The following is a 14,142-nucleotide window of genomic DNA, read 5'->3' as shown; positions in this document are numbered from 1 at the left end:
CGCGATGCTCAGATCTCCACCTGGCTTCCCAGCTCCACCACACGGTTGGTGGGGAGCTTGAAGAAGTCCATCGCGCTCGACGAATTGCGCAGCAGCCACGCGAAGATTTTCTCCCGCCAGAGCGGCATGGCGGGCTTCTGGCTCGGCAGCAGGGTCTGGCGCGACAGGAAGAAGCTGGTCTGCATCATGTCAAACGCGCCGCCGCAGCGCTCCATTGTCTTGAGGCCCTGCGGCACGTCGGTCTCCTCCATGAAGCCGTAATGCAGCACCGCGCGGTAAAAGCCGTCGCCCAGATCCACCATCTCGCAGCGCGTGGTGGGATCGACATAGGGTTCATCGGTGATGTCGATGGTGAGGATGATCACCCGTTCGTGCAGCACCTTGTTGTGCTTGATGTTATGCAGCAGCGCGCTCGGCACGCCGGCGGTGGTTGAGGCCATGAAGATCGCCGTGCCGGGCACGCGTACCGCAGAATTCTTGGCCGACTTGGCGAAGATTTCCAGCGGCAGCGCGCTTTCGCTCATCCGCTCGCGCATCAGCTTGCGGCCGCGCGCCCAGGTGGTGAGCAGCGTGAAGATGACGAAGCCGATCGCCAGCGGCACCCAGCCGCCCGACGGCACCTTGACGAGGTTGGCGCCGAAATAGGCGATGTCCACGATCAGGAACACCAGTACCAGCGGCAGCGCCTTCCACCACGGCCAGCGCCACAGCGCGGTCAGCACTGCCGCCAGCAGCAGCGTGTCGATGAACATCGCGCCCGTGACCGCAATGCCGTAGGCCGCGGCGAGATTGCTGGAGGACTGGAAGAACAGCACCAGCAGGATCACCATCACCATCAGCGCCCAGTTGATCGCCGGAATGTAGATCTGCCCGGCAGCAGTAGCGCTGGTGTGCTCGATGTTCATGCGCGGGATGAAGCCCAGCTGGATCGCCTGCTGGGTAAGGCTGAACGCCCCCGAGATCACCGCCTGGCTGGCGATGATGGTGGCCAACAGCGCAAGGATGATCACAGGCACGCGCACCACGTCGGGGATCATCAGGAAGAACGGATCCTTGATCAGCGCCGCAGTTGCTTCCGGCGAGGTCTGCGACAGCACCAGCGCGCCCTGCCCCATGTAATTGAGCATCAGCGCCGGGAATACGAAGGTCAGCCACGACAGGCCAATCGGCTTGCGTCCGAAGTGCCCCATGTCGGCATAGAGCGCCTCTGCCCCGGTCACCGCCAGCACGACGCTGCCCAGCGCGATGAAGGCGGTGTAGCCGTCGGTAATGAAAAAATTGAGCGCGTTCACCGGATTGATCGTCTCGAGGATGATCGCCGGATTGGCGGTAAGATGCATCACGCCGAGTGTCGCCAGCATGGCGAAATAGGTCAGCATGATCGGGCCGAACAGCTTGCCCACCCGTTCCGTCCCGCGCGATTGTAGCGCGAACAGGCAGACGAGAATGGCGATCGCGGTGGGCACGATCCACGGGTCGAAACCGGGGACGATATATTGCAGGCCCTCGGTCGCGGACAGCACCGAAATCGCCGGGGTGATCATGCTGTCGCCATAGAACAGCGCGGTGGCGAACACGCCGAGCAGCACCAGCGGCGCGGTCCACCCCGCGCTGTCGGACGCACGGCGGATCAACGCCAGCAGCGCCAGGCTCCCGCCTTCGCCGCGGTTGTCGGCGCGGGTGATGGTGAGGACGTATTTGACCGTCACAACCATCATCATCGACCAGAACACCAGGCTCAGCACCCCGTGGATGTGCGCTGCGTCGGGCGCGATGCCCGGCGCGCCATGGTGCGAGGCGAAGGTTTCGCGGAAAGCGTAAAGCGGGCTGGTGCCGATATCGCCGAACACCACGCCGACCGCGCCGATCGCCAGTGCGGCGGTCGAGGCGCTGTGGCCGTGGCTATGGCCGTGGCCGGGGTTCGGCTGGGCAGGCGCTGCTGTGTCGTTCATCTCAAGCGGATTTCCCGTGCATGCGGTACTGCCCCCAGCCATTTCCGGCGCGCCAGTGCGACTCCGGCGGGTAAGGCGGCGCGCCTAGCACCGTGTCTTCGCGCCTGCAACATGGCGCGCATGACAGACACGCAGATGTCACTGACCTTGAAGCATCGGCGCGCGGGCAATCATGTCGTCAAGTCGCGCAACTTCCGCCTCCAGCCCTTCGCGCCACGGGGCGTCGGGGGGCGAATGGGCGATCAGCCCGGCCCAGACATTGCGCGCGGCGCGGATCTCGCCGCTCTGCAGATAGGCAAAGCCGAGGAAATATTCCGCACCCGGGTGATCGGGATCGATAGCCCGCGCCCGCCCGAAGGCCTGCAGCGCTGCGGGAGTCACGAAGCCATCGGCATGGCCCACCAGCGCAAGACCCAGTGCGAGCCAGCTTTCGAGGTCGTTCGGGTTATCTTCCAGTCCGCGCCGCAACAGCCCTGCCGCATCGCCGAACCGCCCGCGTCGGGCAAAGGCATCTGAGGTGAGCAGATAATCGGGCGGCGGCAAGGTGCGGTCGAACAGCGCGGCGCGGCCTTCTACCATTGCTTCGCCCTGATTGGCGCTGCGATCCTCATGACCCTTCGGCGCGGAAGGCTGGCCGGGGGAGCCCTGCCACGCATAACCGGCCAGCCCGAATACCAGCACCGCCCCGAACAACGTCAGCCCTTCGCGCGGCAGGCGCAGCAGGAACGCCGCCAGAGCAAACGCCGCCAGCGCCAGCGCGCCAATCGCAAGCCAGCCGCCGATCATGCACCTTCTCCCTCGTCCGTACGCCGCTTGCCCAGCCGGCGCAGCAGCACGCCAGCGACAATCAGGATTACCAGCACCGGAATGACGAAAAGCGGCCAGGTGGTGGCGCTGATCTCGGGCTCGTAGCTGACATAATCGCCGTAGCGCGCGATCAGCCAGGCACGGATCTGATCGGGGCTTTCGCCCGCCAGAATGCGGCTGCGCACCTGATGGCGCATATCGCCTGCCATCGGCGCATCGCTGTCGGCAATCGACTGCGACTGGCACTTGAGGCAGCGCAGCGTGTGCATCAGCGCGCTGGCTTCGGCTTCAAGCTGCGGGTCTTCAAGCTGGTTATAGGCATAGGGCGCGGGCGGCATGCTGTCCTGCCCCAAGGCAGGACCCGCCAGCGGCATCACCAGCAGAGCCATCACCATTGCAAACACGGCGCGGTTCATTTCGCCTTCTCCAGTTCAGCGAGCAGAACCGGCACGTCGTCCTCGCGGATATCGCCGATATGCTGGTAACGGATCACGCCCCCGGCATCGATCACGAAGGTTTCCGGCACGCCGGAGGATCCGATCGCCAGCTGCACTTCGGAAATCCGGTCAGAGCCAATGCGGGTATAGGGATTGCCGTAACGCGCGAGGAAATTGGCGACATCCTCGGGCCGGTCGCGGATGGCGATGCCGATGATTTCGACGCCCTGCTCCTTCAGCGTCTCAAGCTGCGGGGCCTCAGCAATGCAGGGCAGGCACCAGCTCGCCCAGATGTTGAGCAGGCGGGGCTTGCCACCGACGAAATCGGCGCGTGCGGCACCCGGCAGGCCGCCGAAGGCCGGATCGAGCGCGAATTCGGGCAGCGGCTCGCCGATCATCGTGCTTTCGACGAACTGATCCTTGGGCTGGGTCAGCATATAGCCTGCCAGCCCCGCGAAAAAGGCGAACAGCGCAAGCGGCACCCACAGCCAGAGACGGTTCTGCACGGCCGCGCTACTCCGCCGGTACCGGCTGGGCTTCGAGAGCTTCGAGCTCGGCGCGGCGCTCGCCCCCTCTGGCGACAGCCTTGCGGCGCTTGAGGTCGACCCGGACGCGGCCCGCAATCGCCAGCACGCCGCCCAGCGCAATCAGCAACCCGCCATACCAGATGAAGGTGACAAACGGTTTCCACCACACGCGGATCTGCCAGCGACCATCCTCGGCCTGATTGCCGATTACGGCATAAAGCTGACCGTCCCAGCGGGTCAGCAGCGCGCTTTCACTGGTGGCCTGCGGAGGCGACCAGAAATTGCGCGCCTGCGGGGCAAGGATCACCGGTTCGCCGCCGTCGCGGCTGACCGCGAGGCGCGCTTCGATCGCGGTCCAGTTGGGCCCGGCGACCGGGGTGACGCTTTGCAGGGTGACGGCAAAATCGCCGACCTGTTCGGTGCCGCCCGGGGCGACCGCGGCAAGGCGTTCCTCGGTGAAGGCACCCTCGCAGGCCATGCCGAACAGCGACACCGCTACCCCGAAATGAGCCAGCACCATGCCCCATGTCGCGGCCGGCACGCGGGTCAGGTTCCGACCGCGCAGCGGCAGCAACGCCGCCACCGCCAGCGCCGGAGCAAGGCCAAGGCCCAGCAGCGGCAGGAACGGGAATTGTCCGAAGAAGCTGACCAGCGCGATCGCTCCGATCAGCACCGCCGCGATCAGCATCGCCTCGAACTGGATGCGCGCCGGCTTGTCCTCGCGCCAGCGCAGCAGCGGGCCGACCGCCATCACCAGCAGCATCGGTACCGCGAAAATGGCCGAGGCCGGGTTGAAGTACGGCGGGCCAACCGACACACGCACGTCAAACGCCTCGGTCAGCAGCGGGTAGAGCGTGCCGAGCAGCACGATCGCAAGGATCGCCGAAAGCATCACGTTATTGAACACTAGCGCGCCCTCGCGGCTGACGAGGGCAAAGCGCTTGCCCTCGGCCACGGCCCCGGCGCGCAGCGCGAAGATGGTGAAGGCCCCGCCGATATAGAGGCCCAGTAGCCCGAGGATGAAGCTGCCGCGTTCGGGATCGACCGCGAAGGCATGGACGCTGGTCAGCACGCCCGAGCGCACAAGGAAGGTGCCGAGCATCGACATCGAGAACGCCAGCACGCCAAGCATGATCGTCCATGTCCTGAGCGCGTCGCGCGCAGCCAGCACGCTGACCGAATGCATCAGCGCGGTCGCTGCCAGCCACGGCATCAGCGAGGCATTCTCGACCGGGTCCCAGAACCACCAGCCGCCCCAGCCGAGCTCGTAATAGGCCCAGAACGAACCCGCGGTAATGCCCAGCGTCAGCAGCACCCACGCACCCAGCACCCACGGGCGCATGACGCGGGCAAAGGACGGATTGACCTCGCGCGTCAGCAGCGCGCCCATTGCAAGGCTGAAGGCGACCGACAGCCCGACATAGCCAGCATAAAGCGTCGGCGGATGGATCGCGAGGCCGATGTCCTGCAGCAGCGGGTTGAGGCCCGTGCCTTCCATCGCGGGCACCGGCAGGCGCTCGAACGGGTTGGAGGACAGCAGCAGGAAGGCATAGAAACCCAGCGCCACGAAGCCCTGCACAGCCAGAGTCGCGCCCATGGTGCGTTCGGGCAACCGCCTCTCAAACGCCGCCAGCAGACCGCCAGATGCCGCCAGCACGCCGACCCACAGCAGCATCGAACCCTCGTGGTTCCCCCAGGTGCCGGTGAGTTTGTAGATCATCGGCTTCATCGAATGCGAATTGGTGGCCACCAGCTTGATCGAAAGATCGGTGATCGCAAAGGCCCACAGCAACGTCATGAAGGCCAGCACCGCCAGCACCGCCTGCACGATCGCGGCGGGCCGCGCATAGATCGCCAGCGGATTGGCGGCACCTTCGGGCATCCGCAGCCCGGCCGCGCCGGACACCATCTGCAAAACCGCCAGCGCGGCGGCAAGCCACAGGGCGGCAAGTCCGATTTCGGCGATCATTGCGCGGTCCCTTGCTGTCTCACGGCGTTTACTTCAGTCCGACCGTCGTATCGGCCGCCATCTTCGCGGCGGCATCGGTGCCCATGCCTTCCAGCTCTTTGGGCACGTAATTCTCGTCATGCTTGGCCAGCAGGTTGGTGGCCAGAAACACCCCGTCAGAGCCGAGGCTGCCTTCGGCGACCACGCCTGAACCTTCGACGAACAGATCAGGCAGAATCCCGCTGTAACGCACGGGAATCGCGTCCGCCGTATTGCCGGTTACCATGAAGTTGACCGTCACTCCGTCGGCTTCGGTCTTGATCGATCCGGCCTGCACCATGCCGCCCAGCCGCACCGCCTGTCCGACCGCGGGCGGTTCGGCCGCCATCTGTTCGGGCAGGTAGAAGTAATTGGCCTGGTTGCGCAGGCTCCACGCCGCGAGCAGCCCCGCCCCGACGATCGCCAGAATAGCGATCACCACAAGGACGAGACGTTGATGCTTGGCCTTCATTGCTTGTCCTTCGTTCAACGCCGCCGTGTGGCGTCACGTTTGGCCTCGGCCCGCACCATCGCGCGCCACGCCCAGATGCTCAAGCCGGCGAGCGCGATCAGCCCCACAGCATAGGCGAGGATCACGAAATCCCACTGCGCCAGTTCCTCGCGCATCAGGCGCGCTCCATCGCTGCGGCAGCGCCCAGCGGCGCATCATCATCGAGCGCGCGGCGACGCAACCGCGCCTCGACCTGGCTTTCGGCTATCAGCGCACGCATCCGCATCAGCACGATGCCGCCGAACAACAGCGAGAAGCCGAGCACCGCGACCATCAGCGGCCAGAGGAAGGCGGGATCGATCGCGCTCTTGCCCATGGTGATGCTGGGCGGCTGGTGGAGAGAATTCCACCACACCACGGAGCGGTTGATGATCGGCACGTTGATCGCGCCGACCAGCCCGAAGATCGCCGCGATTTTGGGCGTGGTGCCTTCACGGCTCGCGGCCTGGGTAAGAGCGATATAGCCGGCATAGAGGAACAGCAGCACCAGCATGCTGGTCAGCCGTCCGTCCCATTCCCACCACGTGCCCCATGTGGGCCGCCCCCAGATCGAGCCGGTAGCAAGGCAGATCGCGCAAAACACCATGCCGGGCAGCGCAATCGCCCGCGCGGCGAGCGCGGCGAGCGGATGCTTCCAGATCAGCAGCATGGCCGATGAAATCGCGATTCCCGTCCAGCCCCCCATACCCAGCCACGCGGCGGGAACATGGATAAACAGGATGCGCACCGTCTCGCCCATCAGGCGATCGGGCGGAACCACGAACAACCCCCAGGCGATCGCGCCAAGCGACAGCGCGAGCCCGCACCAGAACAGCAGCGGCATCAGCCACTTCGCAAGGGCAAGGAATCGGGTGGGGTTTGCGTAGATGTGCATAGCGTTCGCGTCTGGCGGGGCTTGTAGCCTTACACCCGTCAGGGACAAGACTGCAATTCATGCACCGGGGGAATAGTTCCCGGCCCGCACCCGCGCAAACGTCCGCTCAACCGCGTCCGATGAGCTTTTGTGCCATGCGATCGGCGACCACGTCCGACGAAACGCCCGAGGCATCGCTTTCCTGCCAGATCGCCTCAAGCCGCCCGGGGATCTGCGCCAGCCGCTTGCGCACCTCATTAATGTCGGCATGCGAACCGTCGCGGCGCGCGAGATATTCGAGCGCGACCGAGATAATCCCGCCCGCGTTGATGACGTAATCGGGCGCATAGAGGATGTCGCGCGCCGCCAGCAAAGCGCCGTGCTCGGCCTTGGCCAGCTGGTTGTTGGCCCCGCCTGCGACAATCGCGCAATCGAGCCGAGCGATGCCTTCCTCGTCAAGGATCGCGCCCAATGCGTTGGGGCTGAACACATCGCAGCCGACCGACATGATCGCATCCGAAGCGACGACGTTGGCGCCCAGTTCGCGAGCGAGATCGGCAGCACGCTCGGCATTGATATCCGCCAGCGTCAACTTCGCGCCGTCCTTTGCCAGCAGGCGCGCCACGCCGCCGCCGACAGAGCCGGTGCCCTGCACAGCGACTTGCACGCCTGCAAGGCTATCCCTGCCCAGCTTGTGCTGCACCGCCGCCTTGATACCGTGATAGATGCCCATCGCGGTGAACGGTCCGGGATCGCCGCCTGCGCTGCCCTCGCCCTTGACCGGAAGGCCCGACACATAGGCGGTGCGCTGCGACACTGCGACCATGTCGGCCTCGCTGATGCCGACGTCCTCGGCAGTGACATAGCGCCCGCCGAGCGTATCCACGGCATCGCCAAAGGCGGCGAGCATATCGGGCGTCTTGGTGCGGTTTGCATCGGCCAGGATCACCGCTTTGCCGCCGCCCATCGGCAGGCCGGCCATGGCGTTTTTATAGCTCATCCCGCGCGACAGGCGCAGCGCGTCGCGCATGGCACCGGCAGGATCGGCATAGTGCCAGAAACGGGTGCCGCCGGCAGCCGGGCCGAGATGGGTGGAATGGATCGCGATAATCGCGGTCAGGCCGCTTGCCCGGTCATGCACCAGCTGCACGCATTCGTGCGCGTCGAAATCGGGCTCGGCCCAGAAAGCGGTCATCAGCACTTCCCCGTTGCGCGCGGAGAGCATGACTGGGGAGAGGAAGATGGGGCGATCGACGGGGTTCGAACCCGCGACCTCCGGTACCACAAACCGGCGCTCTAACCAACTGAGCTACGATCGCCACACACGCCCCTGCCCGAAAACAACCCGTTCGGTCGCTGCCAAGCCCGCGCTAGAGCGGCGCGGTTTACGCAAGGCACGCGCCCGGTCAAGTGCATCATGGGCGGGCCCGCGCCTCTTGCACAAAGCCCTGTGAATGGGAAGCGAAAACTGCGCTGCAACGCGTCTCGCGCAAGATTGTTACGCGGCCTGCGAAAGCGTTGCGCGCTGGCGGGCGCGAACTATCCTCGCCGCCCATGAATGCGACTAGCGAATCCATCGCCGCGCGGCTGGCAGCCCAGGGCGGCATGCAGCGCCTGCCCACCCCCAAGGCCGAGCTGTTCCAGTTGCGCGGCTTCTGTCCCGACGATCTTTGCACCGAACTGATCGCGCTGATCGACGCCGACCGCCGCCCCTCGACCATCGCCGACGATAATGGCGATGCCTATTTCCGCACCAGCGAGACCTGCGATCTGGCGGCGCACCTGTCCGCCGTGGAGCGGATCGAGACGATGCTGACACAGCTGTCCAGTCTCGATCCGGCCTATGGCGAGCCGTTGCAGGGCCAGCGTTATGCGGAGGGGCAGGAGTTCAAGCCGCACACCGATTACTTCACGCCCGGAGGCCGCGATTTCCAGAAATTTTGCACATTGTCGGGCAATCGCACCTGGACCTTCATGATCTATCTCAATGACGTGGCGGCAGGGGGCGCTACGCGGTTCAGGATGCTCGACAAGACCTTCCAGCCCGAAGCGGGCAAATTGCTTTGCTGGAACAACCGCTTGCCCGGTGGCGGGGTGAACGCGGCGACGCTTCACCACGGGATGAAGGTACGCAAGGGCGTCAAATATGTGATAACCAAATGGTACCGGGAAAAGCCATGGAGGGGCTGATGAACGACTATTCCGCAATCGCGCAGCAACTGAAGGAACGGCTGGCCGACATTGTCGAACGCAGCGGCGAAATCGAGGACGATCTGCGCCATCCGCTCGACGATGATTTCAGCGAGCAGGCGATCGATCTTGCCGATGACGAGGCGCTTGAAGGGGTGGATGACGTCTTGTTGGCTGAAGCGCGGCAGATCCGCTTCGCTCTCGCCCGCATCGCCAATGGCACCTATGGCACCTGCGCCAATTGCGGGGAGGCAATCGCGCCGGAACGCCTGAAGGCCCGCCCGATCGCGACCCGCTGCATCAAGTGCGCGGCATAGTTGCGGCGTGCACTTCGTGAACGGTTAGCCCACCGCGCGCAGCAAAAGGCGCTGAAACGAAAAAGGCGACCCCGTCGGGCCGCCCTCCTCGTTGCGGCCCGGAGGCCGCGCAGCTTTTCGCGTCGCTTACTTCTTGAGCGACAGACCGCCGAAGCGCTTGTTGAACGCGGCCACACGACCACCTTCCTGCAGCTGCTGACGACCACCGGTCCAGGCCGGGTGGCTCAGGGGATCGATTTCAAGCGACATCACGTCGCCTTCCTTGCCCCAGGTCGAGCGGGTCTGGTATTCGGTGCCATCGGTCATCTTGACCGTGATTATGTGGTAGTCGGGGTGCCCTTCGGCCTTCATGACGTATTCCTTTGCAGCATGTCGCCGGTTCCGACCGGCGGAGCTATGAAACGGGAAGGCGCGCCGCTAGCCGGAATCGCTGCCCATTGCAACCTCAGATATTCGGGCAAGCATCGGTCGCGCCAGCGACCGCAAGGGCGACCGCCCGCCCGCAGCGGGCGCAGCTATGCTGCGCTTCTAGCGAGGACCGCACCCGCGCAGGCGGGTGCGGAAATCAAAGCGCATCCGTCATCATCGCGGTGAATTCGACCTCGCAGGTGGTCTTGCCCTCGACGCTGGCCACGCCTTTGAATTTATAGACGCGGCTGCGCTTCTGGGTGAATTCGACATGCAGATCGAGCAGGCAACCGGGCGTTACGGGGGCGCGGAACTTGGCGTTCTCGATCCCCATGAAGATCACCAGCTTGCCGGTGCCCGCCAGCTCCATCGTCTCGATCCCGAGGATGCCGGCGGCCTGCGCCAGCGCCTCGATCTGGAGCACGCCGGGCATGATCGGCGCGCCGGGGAAATGGCCCTGGAAGAACTGTTCGTTCATTGTGACGGCCTTGATCGCGTGGATGCGCTCACCGAGCGTCATCGCCTTCACGCGATCAACCAACAGCAGCGGATAGCGATGCGGCAAGGCCTTGAGGATCTTGCCGATATCATAATCCAGCGCGACCGGAGTCGCCTCGCCTGCCTCGCTCATCCGACTGCTCCCTTGCTTCGTCAGGGTCTCAGCGGCCCGCCGGTGCCTGCGGGTTGCCCTGCTGCTGCTGCTGCTGGCGCTGCTGGATCAGCTGCGCGGTGAGCAGGCGCTGCTGGATTTCCTGATACAGCTGGACGCTTTCACGCGCCGGCTGCCAGCCCTGCGGCGGAACGATCCCGACCGAGGGAACCTTGGCGTTGAGCGAGGTGGTGATCGCCTGCGTGATGTCGGCTTCGGGCACGGCGAACAGCAGCGAACCCGGATCGAACACCAGCTTGATCTGCTGCTGGGTGGTCACTTCCTGCAGCGCCGCGCCATACTGCGCGATCACCTGCTCCACCGCGTAGATGCGGGCAGCGTCGATCTGGTTGGTGAGCGCCTGGATCTCACCTTCCAGCGTCTGCAGCTTCGTCATGTCAGCCGAATTCTGCTTGGCTGCGAGCTCGGCATCGTCGACCTGCTTGTCGCCATTGGTGTCGAAGGTGGAAAGCAGCGTCTGGCGTTCCTGCGCCTTGGTGCGGCGCAGTTCGTTCTGCTGGGCGTAGGTGGTGTTGACCTGCTCGTAGGCGGTCTGGAAGGCAGTCGTGCCGAGCACCGCGCGCGAGATGTCGACGGTGGCGACGCGGCCTTCGACCTGGGCCTGTGCGGGCATGGCGGCCACCGCGCACAGCGCAAGACCGGCGGGGGCAAGAAGCTTGGTGAAAATGCTCATTAGAATTGGGTTCCTACATTGAATGTGAATTGACGCTCGTCATCGCCCGGAACCTTGCGGATGGTCTGGGCGAAGTCGATGCGGAACGGCCCGAAGGGCGAATTCCAGTTCACCCCGATCCCGGCGGTGATGCGCGGGCTGGGCGAATTGCCAAGGAAGGTTTCCCGGATCGCGCTGCCCGGACGGATTGCCGGATCATTGGGCGTGCCGTCGGGTGCCGTCGGCGAGGTGGTGGGCAGGCCAGCGGCGTCGAGGAAGATCGGATTGCCGTTGGGATCAAGGAACTGGATGCCGGTGGGATTATCCTGCAGCACCGGCGTCTCGACACCCCAAAGCGCACCAATGTCAGCCCAGATCGACGGCCTGAGGCCGAGCTCGCGCGCGCCGGTGCCGAGCGGAATTTCCAGCTCGGCGCGGCCGAGATAGTAATTGCGCCCGCCGATCGCGTCGTCGCGGGTCTGGCGGCGCTCGGTGATCAGCACCGGATTGCCGTCGGCATCCGGAACATAGCGCTGGGTCAGCACACGCGGGCCGACGCCGCGGATGCGGAAGCCGCGGAACTGCGGTTCACCGAGGAAGAAGCGGTCGTTCAGGAAGATGTCGTCGATCCCTGCCTCCGGACGTTCGCTCAGCGGGATGATCGTACCGCCCTCGGCCAGCACCGAGAAGATGAAGCCCGAATTGCCGACGTTCCAGAACTGCTGTCCGCGGCCACGGAAACGCACATAGCGCACGTCCCCGCCAAGCCCGGCGAATTCGCTGCTGAGCGAGATTGTCTTGCCGCGGGTCGGACGAATACGCGAGTTGAGCGAGTTGTAGTTGAGGCTGAGCCCGACGATCGAGCTCAGACGGGTGCCGATCGCATCGCACAGGAAGCGGCCCGCCAGCAGCGGATCGCAGGTGCGCACCCCGTCGCCGTCGAGATCGGAGAAGAACTGGTTTTCGTCCAGCGTCACGTCTTCGTAGTTGAGCGTGTAGCTGCCGATCAGCGACATATATTCGGTGAGCGGCACGCCTGCGCGCATCGAGAAACCGGTGGTCGATTGCCGGAAGGTCGTATTGCGATCACGGTTGGTGAAGTTGAAGCTGTTGAAATCGCGGCGGTAAATGTCCACGCCGGCCGAGATGTTGCGATCGAATAGATAGGGCTCGGAGAAGCTCACCTGCGCCGAACGCGAGAACTGCGAATAGTTGAGCGAAAGGCCGATCGTCTGTCCGCGTCCGCGGAAATTGCGCTGGCGGATCGAGCCCGCCAGAATGAACTGCTCGATTGAGGAAAAGCCCGCCGAGAACTGCAATTCGCCCGTCGGGCGTTCTTCCACGTTGGCTTCGAGCACGATCCGGTCGGGCGCGCTGCCCTCGACCTGCGTGACCTCGAAATTCTCCTGGAAATAGGCCAGCGAGTTGATGCGCGCGGTGGTGCGCAGTACGCCCAGCGAGTTGAAAGCATCACCTTCGGCAAGCCGGAACTCGCGGCGCACGACCTTGTCCTGCGTCAGCGTGTTGCCGTTGATGTCGACCCGTTCGACGTAGACGCGCGGCGCTTCGCGCAGAATGAACGTGATGTTCATCGTCAGGTCTTCGGGATTGCTTTTGAAGCGCGGCTGCACGTCGGCAAAGGCGTAGCCGAACCGGCCGGCCAGCTCGGTCAGCTGTTCGACCGTGTCCTCCACCGTCTTGGCGTTGTACCAGTCGCCGCTCTTCATCGGCAGATTGGCGCTCATCGCGTCGCTGTCGAAGTCGCGCAGCTGGCTGTCGACCTGCACATCGCCGAACTTGTAGCGCTCGCCTTCCTCCACCACGTAGGTGATGATGAAGTCCTTCTGGTCCGGCGTCAGCTCGGCCACGGCGGAAACGACACGGAAATCGGCATAGCCTTCGGTCAGGTAGAACTGGCGCAGCTTCTGCTGGTCGAAGGCAAGGCGATCCGGATCGTAGCTGGTGTTGGAGCTGAAGAAGCTGGTCAGGCGCGCCTGCTTGGTCACCATCTCGCCGCGCAGCTCGCCGTCAGAGAATTTCTCGTTGCCGAGGATGTTGATCTGGCGGACCTTGGACTTCGGACCTTCCGAAATCTCGAACACGATATCGACGCGGTTCTGCGGCAGCTGCACCATCTTCGGCTCGACCTGCGCGGCGAAGCGGCCCTGGCGCTTGTAGAGTTCGATGATGCGGGCAACGTCGGCGCGCACCTTGGAACGGGTGAAGATCTGGCGCGGCGCGAGCTTGATCTCGGGCAGGATCTTGTCGGGCTTCAACCGCTGGTTGCCTTCCAGCACGATGCGGTTGATCACCGGGTTCTCGGTCACGGTGATGACGACGTTGCCATTGTCGTTGCGGATCGAGAAATTGGCGAAGAGTTCGGTCGCGCCGAGATCCTTCAGCGCCTCGTCCGCGGCGGCCGAGGTGTATTCCTGGCCGACGCGCAGACGGATGTAGCTGAGGATGGTGGTGGGTTCGAGCCGTTCGGAGCCGACCACGCTGATGGTGCGGATGATGTTGCTCTGCGGCGCGGGCGCGGGGGCCGGTTCGGACTGGGCCGCCTCCTGCTGCGCCTGCGCAAAAGCCGCGCCCGGCACGCCCGCAAGGACCGAGCCGCAGCACAGCATCACCGCCAGCCGCCCGGTACGCGACAGCGCCTGCGGACGACCTGCCCGGCTATTGACCGGCGCGCGGCCTGTCTCGCTCATTCGGTTCATGCAGCTAAAGTCCCGTCCAACTCTTCTGTCATCCGACCATGCGGTCCGGAGCGCCCGTGCCGGCAGCCGTCGCGGCAAGTCCGGCGCGTTCCGGCCAAGCCTCTGCCCGATGTG

At 64.8% G+C, this 14,142-nt stretch carries 15 protein-coding genes and 1 tRNA gene; 2 read left to right on the top strand and 14 right to left on the bottom strand.

The window, feature by feature from the left end; all coding sequences use genetic code 11:
- Positions 1–8: 8 nt before the first annotated feature.
- The 10 genes from OIK40_RS14265 to OIK40_RS14220 all read right to left on the bottom strand — a co-directional run bounded on the left by OIK40_RS14265 (position 9) and on the right by OIK40_RS14220 (position 8,393).
- A complete protein-coding gene (locus OIK40_RS14265) occupies positions 9–1,952 on the bottom strand; it encodes a potassium transporter Kup (RefSeq protein WP_273679027.1) in 1,944 nt (647 codons plus the stop codon).
- Between the two features lie 138 nt (positions 1,953–2,090).
- Positions 2,091–2,738 (bottom strand): tetratricopeptide repeat protein, encoded by a 648-nt coding sequence (locus OIK40_RS14260; RefSeq protein WP_273679026.1) that lies wholly within the window; start codon positions 2,736–2,738, stop codon positions 2,091–2,093.
- Positions 2,735–3,175 (bottom strand): cytochrome c-type biogenesis protein, encoded by a 441-nt coding sequence (locus OIK40_RS14255; RefSeq protein ID WP_273679025.1) that lies wholly within the window; start codon positions 3,173–3,175, stop codon positions 2,735–2,737. The genes OIK40_RS14260 and OIK40_RS14255 overlap by 4 nt, the downstream gene beginning before the upstream one ends.
- The gene (locus tag OIK40_RS14250; protein ID WP_374211820.1) at positions 3,172–3,702 is read right to left on the bottom strand and encodes a DsbE family thiol:disulfide interchange protein; all 531 of its coding nucleotides are present in this window, start codon (positions 3,700–3,702) and stop codon (positions 3,172–3,174) included. Before OIK40_RS14250 ends, OIK40_RS14255 begins: the two co-directional genes overlap by 4 nt.
- 7 nt (positions 3,703–3,709) lie before the next feature.
- On the bottom strand, positions 3,710–5,692 hold the full coding sequence (locus OIK40_RS14245; RefSeq protein WP_273679024.1) for a heme lyase CcmF/NrfE family subunit: 1,983 nt from the start codon (positions 5,690–5,692) through the stop codon (positions 3,710–3,712).
- Positions 5,693–5,720: 28 nt separating this feature from the next.
- Entirely contained in the window at positions 5,721–6,182 is a 462-nt protein-coding gene (gene ccmE / locus OIK40_RS14240; protein WP_273679023.1) for a cytochrome c maturation protein CcmE, read from the bottom strand.
- Positions 6,183–6,196: 14 nt separating this feature from the next.
- Complete coding sequence (locus tag OIK40_RS14235) at positions 6,197–6,337, bottom strand: hypothetical protein (RefSeq protein ID WP_273679022.1); 141 nt, start codon at positions 6,335–6,337, stop codon at positions 6,197–6,199.
- Positions 6,337–7,095, bottom strand: coding sequence for a heme ABC transporter permease CcmC (ccmC, locus tag OIK40_RS14230; protein ID WP_273679021.1), 759 nt, complete (start codon positions 7,093–7,095; stop codon positions 6,337–6,339). The genes OIK40_RS14235 and ccmC overlap by 1 nt, the downstream gene beginning before the upstream one ends.
- Positions 7,096–7,201: 106 nt before the next feature.
- The gene (locus OIK40_RS14225; RefSeq protein WP_273679020.1) at positions 7,202–8,269 is read right to left on the bottom strand and encodes a Glu/Leu/Phe/Val family dehydrogenase; all 1,068 of its coding nucleotides are present in this window, start codon (positions 8,267–8,269) and stop codon (positions 7,202–7,204) included.
- A gap of 47 nt (positions 8,270–8,316) precedes the next feature.
- A tRNA-His gene (locus OIK40_RS14220) sits at positions 8,317–8,393 on the bottom strand.
- 235 nt (positions 8,394–8,628) lie between these two features.
- Between OIK40_RS14220 and OIK40_RS14215 the strand changes: the two genes are divergently transcribed.
- Together OIK40_RS14215 and OIK40_RS14210 are read left to right on the top strand one after the other, a co-directional pair.
- Complete coding sequence (locus OIK40_RS14215) at positions 8,629–9,264, top strand: prolyl hydroxylase family protein (protein WP_273679019.1); 636 nt, start codon at positions 8,629–8,631, stop codon at positions 9,262–9,264.
- The gene (locus tag OIK40_RS14210; RefSeq protein ID WP_273679018.1) at positions 9,264–9,581 is read left to right on the top strand and encodes a TraR/DksA family transcriptional regulator; all 318 of its coding nucleotides are present in this window, start codon (positions 9,264–9,266) and stop codon (positions 9,579–9,581) included. The genes OIK40_RS14215 and OIK40_RS14210 overlap by 1 nt, the downstream gene beginning before the upstream one ends.
- Before the next feature lie 126 nt (positions 9,582–9,707).
- Here OIK40_RS14210 and rpmE read toward each other — a convergent pair whose 3' ends face one another.
- The 4 genes from rpmE to bamA form a co-directional block, all read right to left on the bottom strand.
- Positions 9,708–9,932, bottom strand: coding sequence for a 50S ribosomal protein L31 (gene rpmE, locus OIK40_RS14205; RefSeq protein WP_273679016.1), 225 nt, complete (start codon positions 9,930–9,932; stop codon positions 9,708–9,710).
- A 214-nt stretch (positions 9,933–10,146) separates the two neighbouring features.
- The gene (gene fabZ, locus OIK40_RS14200) at positions 10,147–10,620 is read right to left on the bottom strand and encodes a 3-hydroxyacyl-ACP dehydratase FabZ (RefSeq protein WP_273679015.1); all 474 of its coding nucleotides are present in this window, start codon (positions 10,618–10,620) and stop codon (positions 10,147–10,149) included.
- 28 nt (positions 10,621–10,648) lie between these two features.
- The gene (locus OIK40_RS14195; RefSeq protein WP_273679014.1) at positions 10,649–11,332 is read right to left on the bottom strand and encodes an OmpH/Skp family outer membrane protein; all 684 of its coding nucleotides are present in this window, start codon (positions 11,330–11,332) and stop codon (positions 10,649–10,651) included.
- Complete coding sequence (gene bamA, locus OIK40_RS14190) at positions 11,332–14,019, bottom strand: outer membrane protein assembly factor BamA (RefSeq protein WP_273679062.1); 2,688 nt, start codon at positions 14,017–14,019, stop codon at positions 11,332–11,334. Before bamA ends, OIK40_RS14195 begins: the two co-directional genes overlap by 1 nt.
- Between the last annotated feature and the right edge of the window lie 123 nt (positions 14,020–14,142).

Origin of the sequence: Erythrobacter fulvus, assembly GCF_028595285.1 — a bacterium.
Lineage (GTDB): Bacteria > Pseudomonadota > Alphaproteobacteria > Sphingomonadales > Sphingomonadaceae > Erythrobacter > Erythrobacter fulvus.
This window is presented reverse-complemented; position numbering and strand designations above follow the sequence as displayed.

What these genes read in the sequence shown, in the direction of transcription:
- OIK40_RS14265 (WP_273679027.1), bottom strand. Translation starts at nt 1,952, where the DNA reads ATGAACGACACAGCAGCGCCTGCCCAGCCGAACCCCGGCCACGGCCAT.
- OIK40_RS14260 (WP_273679026.1), bottom strand. Translation starts at nt 2,738, where the DNA reads ATGATCGGCGGCTGGCTTGCGATTGGCGCGCTGGCGCTGGCGGCGTTT.
- OIK40_RS14255 (WP_273679025.1), bottom strand. Translation starts at nt 3,175, where the DNA reads ATGAACCGCGCCGTGTTTGCAATGGTGATGGCTCTGCTGGTGATGCCG.
- OIK40_RS14245 (WP_273679024.1), bottom strand. Translation starts at nt 5,692, where the DNA reads ATGATCGCCGAAATCGGACTTGCCGCCCTGTGGCTTGCCGCCGCGCTG.
- ccmE (WP_273679023.1), bottom strand. Translation starts at nt 6,182, where the DNA reads ATGAAGGCCAAGCATCAACGTCTCGTCCTTGTGGTGATCGCTATTCTG.
- OIK40_RS14235 (WP_273679022.1), bottom strand. Translation starts at nt 6,337, where the DNA reads ATGCGCGAGGAACTGGCGCAGTGGGATTTCGTGATCCTCGCCTATGCT.
- ccmC (WP_273679021.1), bottom strand. Translation starts at nt 7,095, where the DNA reads ATGCACATCTACGCAAACCCCACCCGATTCCTTGCCCTTGCGAAGTGG.
- OIK40_RS14225 (WP_273679020.1), bottom strand. Translation starts at nt 8,269, where the DNA reads ATGACCGCTTTCTGGGCCGAGCCCGATTTCGACGCGCACGAATGCGTG.
- OIK40_RS14215 (WP_273679019.1), top strand. Translation starts at nt 8,629, where the DNA reads ATGAATGCGACTAGCGAATCCATCGCCGCGCGGCTGGCAGCCCAGGGC.
- OIK40_RS14210 (WP_273679018.1), top strand. Translation starts at nt 9,264, where the DNA reads ATGAACGACTATTCCGCAATCGCGCAGCAACTGAAGGAACGGCTGGCC.
- rpmE (WP_273679016.1), bottom strand. Translation starts at nt 9,932, where the DNA reads ATGAAGGCCGAAGGGCACCCCGACTACCACATAATCACGGTCAAGATG.
- fabZ (WP_273679015.1), bottom strand. Translation starts at nt 10,620, where the DNA reads ATGAGCGAGGCAGGCGAGGCGACTCCGGTCGCGCTGGATTATGATATC.
- OIK40_RS14195 (WP_273679014.1), bottom strand. Translation starts at nt 11,332, where the DNA reads ATGAGCATTTTCACCAAGCTTCTTGCCCCCGCCGGTCTTGCGCTGTGC.
- bamA (WP_273679062.1), bottom strand. Translation starts at nt 14,019, where the DNA reads ATGAGCGAGACAGGCCGCGCGCCGGTCAATAGCCGGGCAGGTCGTCCG.